The sequence below is a fragment of the Streptomyces sp. NPDC048297 genome (assembly GCF_043201585.1).
In the GTDB taxonomy this organism is placed as follows: Bacteria; Actinomycetota; Actinomycetes; order Streptomycetales; family Streptomycetaceae; genus Streptomyces.
The window spans coordinates 116436-130391 of the sequence record NZ_JBICZA010000025.1 but is presented as its reverse complement, the minus strand read 5'-3'; the positions used below and the strand labels follow the sequence as shown (position 1 = coordinate 130391).

General features: G+C 72.5%; 12 protein-coding genes and 1 pseudogene. 10 read left to right on the top strand and 3 right to left on the bottom strand.

Annotated elements, in window-relative coordinates:
• Positions 1–234: 234 nt before the first annotated feature.
• The 8 genes and pseudogenes from ACGFYV_RS25735 to ACGFYV_RS25700 all read left to right on the top strand — a co-directional run bounded on the left by ACGFYV_RS25735 (position 235) and on the right by ACGFYV_RS25700 (position 7947).
• The gene (locus ACGFYV_RS25735; protein WP_393880813.1) at positions 235–1482 is read left to right on the top strand and encodes a DUF4190 domain-containing protein; all 1248 of its coding nucleotides are present in this window, start codon (positions 235–237) and stop codon (positions 1480–1482) included.
• 183 nt (positions 1483–1665) lie between these two features.
• Entirely contained in the window at positions 1666–2418 is a 753-nt protein-coding gene (locus ACGFYV_RS25730) for a GntR family transcriptional regulator (protein WP_393880812.1), read from the top strand.
• A 490-nt stretch (positions 2419–2908) separates the two neighbouring features.
• Positions 2909–3100: an SPOR domain-containing protein gene (locus tag ACGFYV_RS25725; protein WP_393880811.1), complete on the top strand. Its 192-nt coding sequence runs from the start codon at positions 2909–2911 to the stop codon at positions 3098–3100.
• Positions 3101–3130: 30 nt separating this feature from the next.
• A complete protein-coding gene (locus tag ACGFYV_RS25720; protein ID WP_393880810.1) occupies positions 3131–3289 on the top strand; it encodes a hypothetical protein in 159 nt (52 codons plus the stop codon).
• 171 nt (positions 3290–3460) lie between these two features.
• Positions 3461–3781 (top strand): annotated as a pseudogene (locus ACGFYV_RS25715) (PadR family transcriptional regulator); the annotation flags it as partial.
• 164 nt (positions 3782–3945) lie between these two features.
• A complete protein-coding gene (locus ACGFYV_RS25710) occupies positions 3946–4347 on the top strand; it encodes an NUDIX domain-containing protein (RefSeq protein WP_393880809.1) in 402 nt (133 codons plus the stop codon).
• A 272-nt stretch (positions 4348–4619) separates the two neighbouring features.
• Complete coding sequence (locus ACGFYV_RS25705; RefSeq protein WP_393880808.1) at positions 4620–5048, top strand: ATP-binding protein; 429 nt, start codon at positions 4620–4622, stop codon at positions 5046–5048.
• A gap of 304 nt (positions 5049–5352) precedes the next feature.
• Complete coding sequence (locus tag ACGFYV_RS25700; protein ID WP_393880807.1) at positions 5353–7947, top strand: SpoIIE family protein phosphatase; 2595 nt, start codon at positions 5353–5355, stop codon at positions 7945–7947.
• A 50-nt stretch (positions 7948–7997) separates the two neighbouring features.
• Here the strand turns inward: ACGFYV_RS25700 and ACGFYV_RS25695 are convergent, their stop codons facing one another.
• Entirely contained in the window at positions 7998–9644 is a 1647-nt protein-coding gene (locus ACGFYV_RS25695) for a hypothetical protein (protein ID WP_393880806.1), read from the bottom strand.
• A gap of 80 nt (positions 9645–9724) precedes the next feature.
• On the opposite strand from ACGFYV_RS25695, the gene ACGFYV_RS25690 reads away from it, so the two are divergent.
• Positions 9725–10840 carry a hypothetical protein gene (locus ACGFYV_RS25690; RefSeq protein ID WP_393880805.1) on the top strand — a complete coding sequence of 372 codons (1116 nt, stop codon included), beginning with the start codon at positions 9725–9727 and terminating at the stop codon, positions 10838–10840.
• Positions 10841–10919: 79 nt separating this feature from the next.
• Complete coding sequence (locus ACGFYV_RS25685) at positions 10920–11228, top strand: hypothetical protein (protein WP_393880804.1); 309 nt, start codon at positions 10920–10922, stop codon at positions 11226–11228.
• On the opposite strand, the gene ACGFYV_RS25680 is transcribed toward ACGFYV_RS25685, so the two are convergent.
• Together ACGFYV_RS25680 and ACGFYV_RS25675 are read right to left on the bottom strand one after the other, a co-directional pair.
• A complete protein-coding gene (locus ACGFYV_RS25680; protein ID WP_393880803.1) occupies positions 11209–11979 on the bottom strand; it encodes a succinate dehydrogenase/fumarate reductase iron-sulfur subunit in 771 nt (256 codons plus the stop codon). The two genes, ACGFYV_RS25685 and ACGFYV_RS25680, sit on opposite strands and share 20 nt — an antisense overlap.
• Positions 11976–13946, bottom strand: coding sequence for a fumarate reductase/succinate dehydrogenase flavoprotein subunit (locus tag ACGFYV_RS25675; protein ID WP_393880802.1), 1971 nt, complete (start codon positions 13944–13946; stop codon positions 11976–11978). The genes ACGFYV_RS25680 and ACGFYV_RS25675 overlap by 4 nt, the downstream gene beginning before the upstream one ends.
• Between the last annotated feature and the right edge of the window lie 10 nt (positions 13947–13956).

Sequence of the window (13956 nt, the reverse complement as noted above, 5' to 3'; positions counted from 1 at the left end):
CCGTGCCCGCACAGCGCGGTGAAGCAGGAAGCCCCCGGAAGGGTCAGCCGACCCAGGCCGGAATCCCTGGACTTTAGGCCAGGGAGCACGTCAACATGCGCTGTCGTACGTGAGACGAGATGCGTACGTCAGCTTCAAACGTCAGCTTCATACGTCTGCTTCGTACGTCAGTCCGGCCGCCGGCCGCTCGCCGCTCTCGCGGCTGCCGCCGCACGACCCAGGAGCACGGTACCGGTGTCCATACCCCCGCCCCCCGACCCCCACCAGCCGTACGGGCCGCCCCAGCAGTCCCAGCCGGACCCTTACGGGTCCTACGGGTCCTACGGGTCCTACGGGCAGCCGTCGTACCCGCAGGGACCACACGCACCCCCCAACCCCTACGCCCCGCCCGGATACCAGCCGTGGACGCAGGGCTACAGCCCCTACAACCAGCCGGCTCCCGTCAACGGCCTCGCCGTCGCCTCCCTCGTGCTGGGCCTGCTGTGCTGCCTGCCCGGCGTCGGCCTGCTGCTCGGGCTGATCGCCCTGGGGCAGATCCGGCGGCAGGGGCAGCGCGGCAAGGGGATGGCGATCGGCGGCTCGGTGCTGTCCGCGATCGGGATCGCGCTGTGGGTGCTGCTGCTCGCCACCGGCGGCGCGTCCGACTTCTGGCAGGGGATCAAGGACGGCGCGCGCGACGGTGCGAGCATCTCGCTGGTCAAGGGCGAGTGCTTCGACGCGCCCGGAGGCCGGCTCAGCGGCGAGACGTACGACCTCGACGAGGTGCCCTGCTCCGGGGAGCACGACGGTGAGGTGTTCGCCTCCTTCCGGCTGGGCGTGGGCCGTTACCCGGGTGACGACTCGGTGGCCGCCGCCGCGGACGAGCGCTGCTACGGCCTCCAGGACGCCTACGCGATGGACGGCTGGGCGGTCCCCGCGGACATCGACGTCTACTACCTCACGCCCACCGAGGAGAGCTGGGCGGCCGGCGACCGCGAGGTCACCTGCGTCTTCGGCAATACGACCGAGGGCCGCAGCCTCACCGGCTCGCTGCGCAACGACGAGACCGTCCTCGACCCCGACCAGGTCGCGTACCTGAAGGCCGCCCATGTGCTCAACGCGGCCATGGACACGGCCCCGGACGCGGAGTACGTCGAGGACGACCTGCCGGGGCACAAGGCGTGGGCCGGGCGCGTGTCGAGGGCCCTGGCCGACCAGACCCGGATGCTGCGCGGCCACGCCTGGCCCGCGAGCGCCCGCACACCGGTCACCGCCCTGGCCGCGAACCTGGAGCGGGCGCGCGCGGAGTGGGAGAAGGCGGCCACGGCCAAGGACGCCGATACCTTCTACCAGCACTACGGCGCCGCCCTCACGTCCATCGACCCGAAGCAGTCCGTCGCCGCCCGCAAGGCCCTCGGCCTTGAGACCACTCCGCCCGCGGCGCCGGACGGTTCGGGTGCCGGCGGGTCGAGTGGCGGTGGAGGTACCGCCGCCGAGGTGTGACCGCTGGTGAAGTCGAGGTGTGACCGCCGGTAAAGAGGGGAGCTATAGCGGGAGGAAAGTGCCTGGGTAAAGCCCTCCCCTGGCATATGTCATCACATCGAGTGATTCTCTGGCCTTTGCTTGCACGGCACAACCCAGGGTTGCCAGTCTGTTGCTGTCTGTACAACCTGATGGGAGCGGCCAGTGACTTTCGGTGAGCAGCCGGCGTACCTGCGCGTCGCGGGTGATCTCCGCAAGAAGATCGTCGACGGTTCACTGCCGCCCCACACCCGCCTCCCCTCCCAGGCCCGCATCCGCGAGGAGTACGGCGTCTCGGACACGGTCGCGCTGGAGGCCCGCAAGGTGCTGATGGCCGAGGGGCTGGTCGAGGGCCGCTCCGGGTCGGGGACGTACGTGCGCGAGCGGCCGGTGCCCAGGCGTGTGGCCCGCTCCGGCTACCGGCCCTCCGGCGGTGCCACGCCGTTCCGGCAGGAGCAGGCCGACGCGGCGGCGCGCGGTACGTGGGAGTCCCGCAGCGAGCAGGCCGAGGCGGGGGCCGTCATCGCCGGGCGGCTCGCCGTCAAGCCCGGTGAGCGGGTCATGCGCACCAGGTACCTGTTCCGTGAGGCGGGGGAGCCGATGATGCTCTCCACCTCCTGGGAACCCCTCGCCGTCACCGGCCGCACCCCCGTGATGCTCCCGGAGGAGGGTCCGCTCGGCGGCATGGGGGTCGTCGAGCGCATGCGGGCCATCGACGTCATCGTGGACAACGTCACCGAGGAGGTCGGCGCCCGCCCCGGCCTCGCCGAGGAACTCCACGTCCTCGGCGGTGTCCCCGGACATGTGGTCCTCGTCATCCAGCGCACGTACTACGCCTCCGGGCGCCCGGTGGAGACGGCGGACGTCGTCATCCCGGCGGACCGTTACCGGGTCGCCTATCACCTCCCGGTGAGGTAGCGGGTGCCGGTGAGACATCGGGCGGAGGCCCGCGAACGGCCGCACGCACGGCCTGCAAAGGCCGCACGCGGCTCACGAAGGGCCGTACGCGGCTCGTGAAGGCCCGCGCGCGGCCTGTGAAGTAGCGCACACGAAGCGCGGCGTCCCGGCGTTCCCTGCCCGCCCGGTTCGTGGTCCCACCCTGCCCCGGCCGCTGGGATTCGGCCGTTCTTCCAGGTGGTGCGGCGTCCGCCCGGCATGTGCCACCCCACGACGTCGGTGCCTGCGGGGGGCGCGTCCGCTGTCGTGCGCCCCCTGCGTTCTGGCTGGTTGCGTACCTCTTTGTGAAAAGCCGTATTCGCTGCGTGAAGGTTGGGCGTACGCTCAGGCATATGCGGATTGCGGTTTCCTTAGGCGGGGTACGGCGGGAGGCCCGGGGCGCGACGGGGGTCCCCGAGCACGGCCGAACGCGGGAGAGGGCGGGGCGGTGCGAGAAGGAACGGTGGGGGCGATGAGTGAGGGCACGGTCTCCCTGCCCTGGATCGTCATACGGCAGGACGACAACGGCAATCGCTACCGCGTGGGCCGGTACGCGACCCGCGCCGAGGCCCAGCGGATCGCCGACAGCCTCGACGACCGCGGGCACAAGCAGCTCTACTGGGTCGAACGCATCGGCCAGAACGGGGACGGCACCCGCAACTGAGCGGCGCCGCGCTCCCACAGGATCCGCCCCATGACCGAACGGACCGCGGTGGTCGCAGCCGCCCTCCTCGACGCCGGCCGACTGCTCGACGCCGACCGACTGCTCACCGCCCGCCGCAGCGCGCCTCCCCGAGCCGGCGGGACGCTGGGCCCTGGGAGCTGCCCCGGCGCTCACGAGACAAGCCGGTAGTCGCAGGCGGAGTCGTCGGAGGCGGATTCGTCGGACGCGGAGTCGTCGCATGCTGCGGCGAGGATTGCCGGTCGACCGCTGTCGCCTCCTGTGGCCCTCGGCAGTGCCGCGCGCCGGTACATCCTGGCGACGGCCGCACACTGCAGGGCCATGGATGCCGCCATGGCCACTTCCCTCACCGACGCGGGCCGTGTTGACCTGCGGGCCCGGCTTCGGCACCCCAAAGAAGTCGAAATCACCGATGGGCAGCGCTTCTTCACGCTGCTGGCGTTTCTGCGGCACCTCCCCGACCGGGCGGAGCAGGCCGCCGTCCTCCGCCGCCGGCAGGCTTTCCTCGACACTCCGGCGAGCTTCTTCTACCGCGACGGCGAGCCGGTACGGGCCGAGGAGGCGCCGGATCTCTTCCGGCAGGGCATGCTGCGCATCGCCCGCGCGACGGGGGCCGAGGAGAAGCGGTGGCTGGCCGAGGCGATCGCGGACCTGGAGGGCTGAGGCCGGAAGACCGGAAGACCGGAAGACCGGAAGACCGGAAGACCGGAAGACCGGAAGACCGGAAGACCGGAAGGCCGCAAGACCGGAAGGCCGGCCCGGCGGGGCGCGTGCCGGTCTCGTTAAGGTCTTGCTCGACGCGGGTTCCGGATGGTGAAGGCGGAGTGATGACGGTCCTGATCGACACGGTGGCGTGGGTGCGGGTGGAGAACGGCAGGATTCTCTGCGCCAGGCCCCGGGGAAAGGACGTCTTCTACATCCCGGGCGGTAAGCGGGAGGGAGCGGAGAGTGACCTGGAGACCCTGCTCCGTGAGATCAAGGAGGAGCTGACCGTGCTCCTCGACCCGGACAGTGCGCTGCATGTGGGCACGTACGAGGCGGAGGTGCCCGATCTGCCGGGAGGGGCTGTGGTGCGTATGAGCTGCTACACCGCGGAGTACCAGGGGAGCTTGTCGGTGAGCAGCGAGATCGAGGAGATGGCCTGGTTCTCGTACGCGGACCGTCCGTCGGTGCCACCGGTCGACCAGCTGCTCTTCGACGACCTCAGGGCCGCCGGCGAACTGAGGTGAGACGGTACTGAGCCAGGTCCTCCAACTGGGCAGACCGCCAAGCCCGCCGCCAGAGCCCCGCTCCCCGGAGGGCCCGCCCCCTCCCGGACCCCCAGACCCCCCAGACCCCCCAGGCCCCCCAGACCCCCCGCGACCCACTCAGCGCGTCCACCTCCCCGTCCCGACCAGGTCGCGCGCCGTGTACGCCGTTCGTGCCACTGTGCGCCCGTCTGTGCGGTACTGCCTCGTGGATACCGGGTATGTCCCCATTAACCCTGTGAAAACGGACAAGTGTGGGCTCGCAGGCCTGGGAAGTGATCGGCGTGATCGACACCGAAGGCGACTGTGCCGAGTGGACCTTTCCCGCGGAACCGGGTGCGGTGCGCACGGCGCGTGCCGCGGTTCGCGGCCAGTTGCACGGCTGGCAGCTCGATTGCCTGGTCGATCTCGCGGCTCTGCTGGTCAGCGAGTTGGTGACCAACTCCCTGCGGTACGCCACCGGCCCCATCGGCGTACGCCTGGTGCGCCCCACCGGGGGTGACGGCGCCCTGCTGGTGGAGGTCTCCGACCCGCTGCCGGACCCGCCGCGCGAACGGGTCGCCCGCCCCGAGGACGAGAGCGGCCGGGGACTGCAACTGGTCGCCGGCTCCTCGCGCCGCTGGGGGACCCGGCCCGGTGAGATCGGGAAGACCGTCTGGTTCGAACTCGCGGTGCCGGGGTGAACCGGGGGCACGCACGGGTGGGGAAGGGGGCATGCGAGGGTGGCAGGGCGCACCGCGGGAGGTGTGTGCGCCGGTGTGCCGGCCATGGCCGATTCCCGTCGCGCGGAGCATTGCCCGGTGCGTGATTCATGAGGGTGTTCGCTGGTTAGAAGACTGGAAGTGTTGTCGCCGCCCGGTCCGAAACTCACCTGGACCGAGCTGTGATCGTGAACACCGTGTCGTGCGGCGCCGTAGTGCTGGATACTGCGGGCAGCCGCCTCCGGTGACCGGTACCGGACGCGGTGAGCTGGAGGGGACGGTTCGCGTGAGCGAGATACCAGCGAAGGCCACGGAGTCCGAGGACCAGGACCCGTCGGACGGCGCGAGGGACCAGGCCGCGGCTGGTGCAGTCATGCCCGGGGACGCCATGTGGCAGAGCAGCCCGCCCGGCTCGATCTACGACTACATCAAGGTCGCGTCCTTCTCCATCGGCCCCGGGGGGCTGGTCGACCAGTGGAGCCTGCGCGCCGAGCAGCTCTTCGGTATCCCGGCCGAACGCGCCGTCGGCATGGACCCCATAGAGGCGTTCATCGACCCCGACCTGCGGGACCGTGGCCAGCGCAAGATGGCCGAGATCCTCGACGGGCGGGAGTGGACCGGTGTGGTCCCCTTCCGGATGCCGGACACGCAGGACGGGGTGCGCGGCGAGGAGGGGATCGCCGAGGTCTACGTCATGCCCACGCGGACCGCCGAGGGGGAGAAGGCCGCCGTCTGCATCGTCGTGGACGTCCGCACGCTGCGCAGCATCGAGACCGATCTGGCCGCCTCGCAGGCGATTTTCGGTCAATCTCCGTTCGGCTTCCTGCTGATCGACCCGGACCTGAGGGTGCGTCGGGCCAACATGCGGTTCGCCTCCACCTTCGGCGGGACCCCCGACGACCACCGGGGCAGGGGGGTGCACGACTATCTGCCGCGGGGCGAGGCCGAGCGGGTCGCGGCCACTTTGCGGCGCGTGCTGGAGACCGGCGAGTCGATCACCGACATGCATGTCACGGGCTTCGTCCCGGGCTCCGAGGGGCGCCGGCACTGGTCCGTCAACCTCTACCGCGTGCACAGCGGCAGCGGCCGTCCCATCGGTGTCTCCTGGCTCGGCACCGACATCACCGCCCGGCGCGCCGCCGCCCGCGAGGCCGCCGCCGCCCGTCGCAACCTCGCCCTGCTCAACGAGGCCGGCGCCCGCATAGGGAACTCCCTCGACCTGGAGACCACCGCCCGCGAGCTTCTCGATGTCGTCGTGCCCGGCTTCTGCGACCTCGCCACCGTCGACCTCTACCAGGGTCTGCTCACCGGCGACGAGACCCCGCCCGGCCTCTCCGACGGCAGCGCGGAACTGCGCCGGGTCGCCTTCGCCAGCGCCGTCTCCGACGGCCCCTTCCCCGGCTCCGGCGAGTCCGTCGCGGTCGGCGCGGTCCACCACTTCCCCTTCAACTCGCCCTGCGCGGACGCCCTGCGCACCGCCCGGACGCAGCGGGTACCCGGCGAGGAGGGCGGGCTCGTGCAGTCCACGCTGGCCGTGCCGATGGTCGCCCACGACACGGTCGTGGGCCTGGCGCGGTTCGCGCGGACGAAGGGCAGCGAGCCGTTCGGGGACCGGGACCGGGACCTCGCGGTCGAACTGGCCGCGCGCGCCGCGGTCAGTATCGACAACGCCCGCCTGTACCGCCGCGAGCACGAGCGCGCGCTGATACTGCAACGCTCGCTGCTCCCGCCGGGCGACCCCGAGGCCTCGGGCCTCGACATCGCCTGCCGCTACCTGCCCGGCAACGCGGCCACGGAGGTCGGCGGCGACTGGTTCGACGTCATCGAACTGCCGGGCCACCGTACGGCGTTGGTGGTCGGCGATGTCATGGGCCGCGGCCTGCGCGCCGCCGTCGCCATGGGTGAACTCCGTACTGCCGTACGCACGTTGGCCCTGCTCGACCTCGAACCGGCCGAGGTCCTCTCGGCGTTGGACGAGATCGCCCGCGGCCTCGGCACCCCCGGCGGCGTCCAGCAGGCCACCCGGGCCGCCCGCCAGCCCCGCGACGCGGACCTCTCCGAGGTCTACCTGGCGACCTGCGTGTACGCCGTGTACGACTCCGTCACCCGCCGGTGCACGTTCGCCAACGCCGGGCATCTGCCGCCGGTGCTGGTCGAGCCCGGCGAGGCGGCCCTGATGCTCGACGTGCCGCCGGGGATGCCGCTCGGCGTGGGCGGCGAGCCCTTCGAGGAGGTCGAGGTCGAACTCCCCGAGGGCGCCCTCCTCGCCCTCTACACCGACGGCCTGGTCGAGTCCCGCGACCACCCCCTGGACGAGGGCCTGCAAGCTCTCGTGGGTGCCCTCACCGACCCCACCAGCCCCCTGGAGGACGTCTGCGACCACGTCCTCAACACCCTCGACACCCACCACGGCGAGGACGACATCGCCCTGCTCATGGCCCGGGTGCAGGGGCTGCCCGCCGACTCCGTCGGCGACTGGACGCTGCCGCGCGAGCCGAAGAGCGTGGGCCGGGCGCGCGAGTACGCCCGCCGGCAACTGGTCAGCTGGGGTCTAGAGGGGCTGGTCGACACCACGGAACTGCTGGTCAGCGAACTCGTCACCAACGCCCTGCGCTACGGCGAGGGCGAGATCAGACTCCGCCTCCTGCTGGACCGCACCCTCGTCTGCGAGGTCTGGGACTCGGGCCTGGTCCAGCCCCGCCGCCGCCGCGCCCGCGACACGGACGAGGGTGGCCGCGGCCTGCAACTCGTCGGCCTCCTCAGCGCCGCCTGGGGCTCCCGCCGCACCCCCCGCGGCAAGACCGTCTGGTTCGAACTCCCCCTCCCCGGCGACGAAACCGTCCTCACGGACCCGGCGGAGGCACTGCTCAGCCTGTTCTGACAGCCGGCCCCGCCCAGCCACCCGCCGCAGGGGCTTCCGAGGAGACGCGGTCAGGGCAGGAGATGGCGGCGGTTGCGGGTTCGGGGGCCGCCGAAGGAGGCCGGGGGGCCGGCGTCGGGGTCCTCGGTGAGGAGGATGCCGCCGAGGACGGCGCCCGGGAGGCCGGCGGGGAGGGGTTCGGCGGCGGCGTAGGGGTTGCCGTGGAGGCGGACGTCGCGTTCGGCCAGCTCCCGGGCCTGCCGGGCGAGGGTGTCCGCCTCGGTGGTGTGACCGGGCGGCTCGCGGAGGGATATCCCGGGTGTCCCGGGTGTCCCGGGTATCCCGGGCGGGGCCGGCGGGCCCGCCACCGCGTCGCCGTCCAGCGCCCGCACCGCCTGCGCCAGGCGGGTCCGGGCCTCCGCGCCCACCGCCCCCCGGTGCACGGACACGTAGTCCTCCGCCTCGCCGACCGTGCTGCGCGCGACGAGCAGCGCGGCGGCCTCGATCACCCCGGACCGGCCCACCTCCAGCCGCTCCGCCGCCCGCGCGATCCGGCGCAGCGCGTCCAGGGGGTCGTACGGTCCTGTGGTCAGCTCCTCGCGTACGGCGGACAGGACGCCGTCGGTGTGGGCGAGGCGGGCGTGCAGCTCGCCGGTGGTGAGGGAGATCGGCACGTCACCCTTCCGGGCAGCCGCGGCTTCCGACTCGGCGCCGGTCAGCGCGGCCGGGACCATGCCGGCGGCCTCCCGCAGCCGCGCCGCGAGCCGCTCCACCCCGCCGACGAGGACGCCGGCCTGGGCGATCGCGCCCTCGGCGGCCCGCAGTTGCCGGGCCGCGCGCCGGCCGTCGTGCGTGTCGTCCGCTCGCCGGGCCTCATTGAGCTGCGAGGTCGCGAACACCAGGCGGTCCTTGGCCTGTTCGACGGAGCCGATGACGGGCTCGGCCGCCGAGGGCCCGTACCGGTCGTGCAACGCGGACGCGGTGAGCTGGGCCGCCGCCGTCCGCGCGGTCAGGTTCCGGAACCGTCCCTCCGCGACCCCCAGCGCCTCGCGCACCCCCTCCTCCAGCTCCCGCAGCCGGTCCAGGGCCTCGGCCTCGGAGTCCAGGCGCCGCCCCGCCTCCGCACACCGCCCGACCACGCCGACCAGCGCCTGCCGCCGGGCACTCGCCTCCCCCGGCACCCCCTGCTCGTACCGCCCCCATATCGCGAACGCCGCCGCCAGTTCGGTCCGCGCCGCCCGCACGGCGTGCCGGAACGGCTCGGCCCGCTCCTCCCCGAACAGCTCGGCCACGAAGGAGAGTTCCTCCGCGCTGGCGCGCACACAGTCGTCGGCCAGCACCAGCGCGGCACTCGCCTGCCGCTCGGACTCGGCCACGGAGAGCGCCGCGGGAGCCGCCGGCACCGGGCCCGGCGTCGTCCGGGTCCGGGCCCGCCGGGTGCGCCGCACGTAGCCGTACCCGGCCAGCACCCCGGCCGCTCCGACCACCGCGATCGGCAGCAGCAGGTCCGTCGCCGACGTCCCGTCGTGCTCCGGCGCGGCCGCACTCGCGACCGGCCGGTCCGGAGCGGTGGGAACCGGATCTCCCGTACCGACCGTCATCACCGGCAACGCCAGCCAGCCGCCCCCGACGACGGCACCCACCACGGCATGCGCCACCCGCACCCGTATCTGCGCCGCGACACGCCGGGGCCGGCCCCGAACCAGGGAGGACGTCACATTTTGGAGCGTATGGGCACGTAGGCGCTGCCGCGAGTGGGGCGGATACGGCTGGGGGACGAGCACAACAGGGGGTCACAATGGACACGCCACAGCACGACGGAGAGACGGAGGACCACGGGCACCCACAGCCCGTACCGGCCCCACCCCTGGACCCCGGTCACCGTCCCACCCCCCGCCGTCCCCACCGCCGCACTCTCCGCCGCGTCCTCCTCGCCCTCCTCCTGGTCCTGCTCCTCCCCGTCCTCACCCTCCTCACCTCCGAGGCCGCCCTCCGGATCAACTACACCGGTGTGCCCGACGAGGGCGCCAGGACCCGGCACCGGGATGTCCTCTGGCTGGGGCACGCCTGGGTCGACGGGCGGAAGACGGACGCGGACGTCGCCGCCCTCGCGCGGCGGCTGAAAGGAACGGGCATCCGGGACCTGTACGTCCACGCGGGTCCCCTGGAGCACGACGGGACGCTTCCGGCGGCGGCCTACCCCAAGGCCCACCGGCTGATCTCGGCCCTGCACCGCGCGGCTCCCGGGGTCCGTGTCCAGGCCTGGCTCGGGGACAAGCTGGCGAGCGAGGACCGCGACGGCCTGCACCTGGAAGCCCCCGGCACCCGCGCCGCGATCCTCGTCTCGGCCCGCCGGATCCTGGACGCCGGCTTCGAGGGCACCCACTTCGACCTGGAGCCCCTCCACTCGGGCGACCGGAACTACCTCACGCTCCTCGACGACCTGCGCACCCTCACCCGCGCCCGGCACGCGCAACTGTCCGTCGCCGCGCACCAGATCGACCCGCTCCCCGCCCTCCACACCGTCGCCGGCGCGCTCACCGGCCACCCCAAGTGGTGGTCGCAGGCGTATTTCGGCCAGGTGGCCCGCCGCGTCGACCAGATCGCGGTGATGTCGTACGACACCGCGCAGCCGCTTCGGAGTCTGTACGGCGGTTATGTGGCCCAGCAGACCAGCCTCGCCCTGGAGGTCACCCCCAGGTCCACGGACCTCCTCATGGGCCTGCCCTTCTACCACGAGGACAAGATCGGCCACTGGGCCAGTGCCGAGACCGTCCCGGCCGCCGTGCGCGGCGTCCGCCTCGGCCTGTCCCGCACCGACGCGGGCCGGGCCCGTTTCGGCGTCGCCCTGTACGTCGACTTCGCGGCCACGGAGGCGGACTGGCGGGCCTACCGGGGAGGCTGGTGCGGGTAACTCCGGTCGGCGGGGGCGCTGTTGCGCGTCACGACCTTCTCCCTGGCGCGATTGCGCCCCCGGTGGGACCATCCTCGTCATGCACATGTACTTGGTTGCGGGGGCTTGGCTGGTCGTTGCGCTGGCTGCCGCGGGTGGCATCGCGGCGATCGCGACGGACTGGGTGCCGCCGTGGATCCGGCGTCGGGTGGTGCGGCCGCGGCTGTGGGGGTACGGCACGCTGACGATGACACTCGGGCTGACCCTGCTTCTGCTGCTGGGCCCGTTCGAGGACGCGGGGTTCGGCGCCGTCGGGTTCTTCGGCTACTGCGGGCTCTTCCTGGCCGGCGGGATCATGCAGGCCCTCTCCCAGCGCCCCGGCGGGGGCCCTACGAAGTCCGCCTCCTGATCTTCGAACCCAGCCACACGAGCGGGTCGTACTTGCGGTCGACGGCCCGTTCCTTCAAGGGGATCAGGGCGTTGTCCGTGATCCTGATGCCCTCGGGGCAGACCTCCGTGCAGCACTTGGTGATGTTGCAGTAGCCGAGGCCGTGTTCGTCCTGGGCCGTGCTCGCGCGGTCCAGGCCGGTCTCGGCGGCCGCGTCCAGCGGGTGCATGTCCAGTTCGGCGACCCGCATCAGGAAGCGCGGACCCGCGAACGCCTTCTTGTTCTCCTCGTGGTCGCGCACCACATGGCAGGTGCCCTGGCACAGGAAGCACTCGATGCACTTGCGGAACTCCTGCGAACGGTCCACGTCCTCCTGCGTCATCCGGTACTCGCCCGGACCGACGCCGGCGGGCGGTACGAACGCCGGAACCTCCCGCGCCTTCTGGTAGTTGAAGCCGACGTCCGTCACCAGGTCCCGGATCACCGGGAACGCGCGCAAGGGCGTCACCGTGACGGTCTCCGACCGGTCGAACACCGACATGCGCGTCATGCACAGCAGCCGCGGGCGGCCGTTGACCTCCGCCGAGCACGAACCGCACTTGCCCGCCTTGCAGTTCCAGCGCACGGCCAGGTCGGGTGCCTGGGTGGCCTGGAGGCGGTGGACGATGTCCAGGACCACCTCGCCGTCGTTCACCTCGACGGCGAAGTCCGCCAGGCCCCCGCCCTCGGCGTCACCCCGCCACACCTTGAAGCGGGCCTCGTAGCTGCTCACTCGTACAGCTCCTCTTCGGCGAGGTACTTGACCAGTTCGTCCTTCTCGAAGAGGGCGAGCAGGTCCGGGCGGATGGGTTCGGTGGTCTCGCGGGTGAGGCGGATCTGGTCCCGGGCCGGGTCGGCGGCGGCGAGGTCCCCGGTGGGGCCAGCGGCGGCGAGGTCCCCGGCGGCGTCAGAGGCGGTGGGGTCGGCGAGGGCGCACAGGAGGTTCACGTTGCGCCAGCGGCGGTCCATCGCCGCGTGGTCCTCGCGGGTGTGGCCGCCGCGGGACTCGGTGCGTTCCAGGGCGGCCCGTGCCACGCACTCGCTGACCAGCAGCATGTTCCGCAGGTCCAGTGCCAGATGCCAGCCCGGGTTGAACTGGCGGTGTCCCTCGACGCCGGCCGTGCGGGCCCGTGCCCGCAGCCCGGCCAGCTTCTGCAGGGCCTCCCGCATCTCGCCCTCGCGGCGGATGATGCCGACCAGGTCGTTCATGGTCTGCTGGAGTTCCTGGTGCAGGGTGTACGGGTTCTCCGGCGGGCCCGCCTCGCCCGTCGTCCGCGCCGAGAAGGGCCGCAGGGCCTCGGCGGAGGCCGCGTCCACCTGGGCGTCAAGGACGGTGGGGCGCTCGGTCGCGTCCGCCGCGAACCGCGCCGCGTGCCGGCCCGCGCGGCGCCCGAACACCAGCAGGTCGGAGAGCGAGTTGCCGCCGAGCCGGTTGGAGCCGTGCATGCCGCCCGCGACCTCACCGGCCGCGAACAGCCCCGGCACCCCGCGCGCCGCCGCCGTGTCGGAGTCGACGGCGATGCCCCCCATCACGTAGTGGCAGGTCGGCCCGACCTCCATCGCCTCGGCCGTGATGTCGACGTCCGCCAGCTCCTTGAACTGGTGGTACATGGACGGCAGCCGGCGCCGGATCACCTCGGCGGGCATGCGCGTCGACACGTCGAGGAAGACCCCGCCGTGCGGGGAGCCCCGGCCCGCCTTCACCTCGGAGTTGATCGCGCGGGCCACCTCGTCGCGGGGGAGCAGCTCGGGCGGGCGCCGGTTGTGGTCCGGGTCCTCGTACCAGCGGTCGCCCTCCTCCTCGGACTCCGCGTACTTCTCCTTGAACACGTCCGGGATGTAGTCGAACATGAACCGCTTGCCCTCGGAGTTCCTGAGGACCCCGCCGTCGCCGCGCACCGACTCGGTCACCAGCAGGCCCTTGACGGACGGCGGCCAGATCATGCCCGTCGGGTGGAACTGCACGAACTCCATGTTCAGCAGCGGGGCTCCCGCGAGCAGCGCGAGGGCGTGGCCGTCGCCGGTGTACTCCCAGGAGTTCGAGGTGACCTTGAAGGACTTGCCGATGCCGCCGGTCGCGATGACGACCGCGGGTGCCTCCAGGACGAAGAAACGGCCGGACTCACGGTCGTACGCGAAGACGCCCGAGACCCGGTCCCCGTCCTTGAGGATCCGCGTGACCGTGCACTCCTGGAAGACCTTCAGCCGTGACTCGTAGTCGCCGCTCTCCTCGAAGTCCTCCTGCTGCAGGGCGACGATCTTCTGCTGGAGGGTGCGGATCAGCTCCAGGCCCGTGCGGTCGCCGACGTGCGCGAGGCGCGGGTACTCGTGGCCGCCGAAGTTGCGCTGGGAGATCTTCCCGTCCTTCGTGCGGTCGAACAGCGCGCCCCAGGTCTCCAGCTCCCACACCCGCTCCGGGGCCTCCCGCGCGTGCAGCTCGGCCATCCGCCACTGGTTGAGGAACTTGCCGCCGCGCATCGTGTCGCGGAAGTGGACCTGCCAGTTGTCGTGCTCGTTGACGTTGGCCATGGCCGCCGCGATGCCGCCCTCGGCCATCACCGTGTGCGCCTTGCCGAACAGCGACTTGCAGATCACCGCCGTACGCGCGCCCCGCTCCCGCGCCTCGATCGCGGCCCGCAGCCCGGCGCCCCCGGCACCGACCACGACGACGTCCCACTCCTGCCGGTCCACCACGGACATCAGTCAGTTC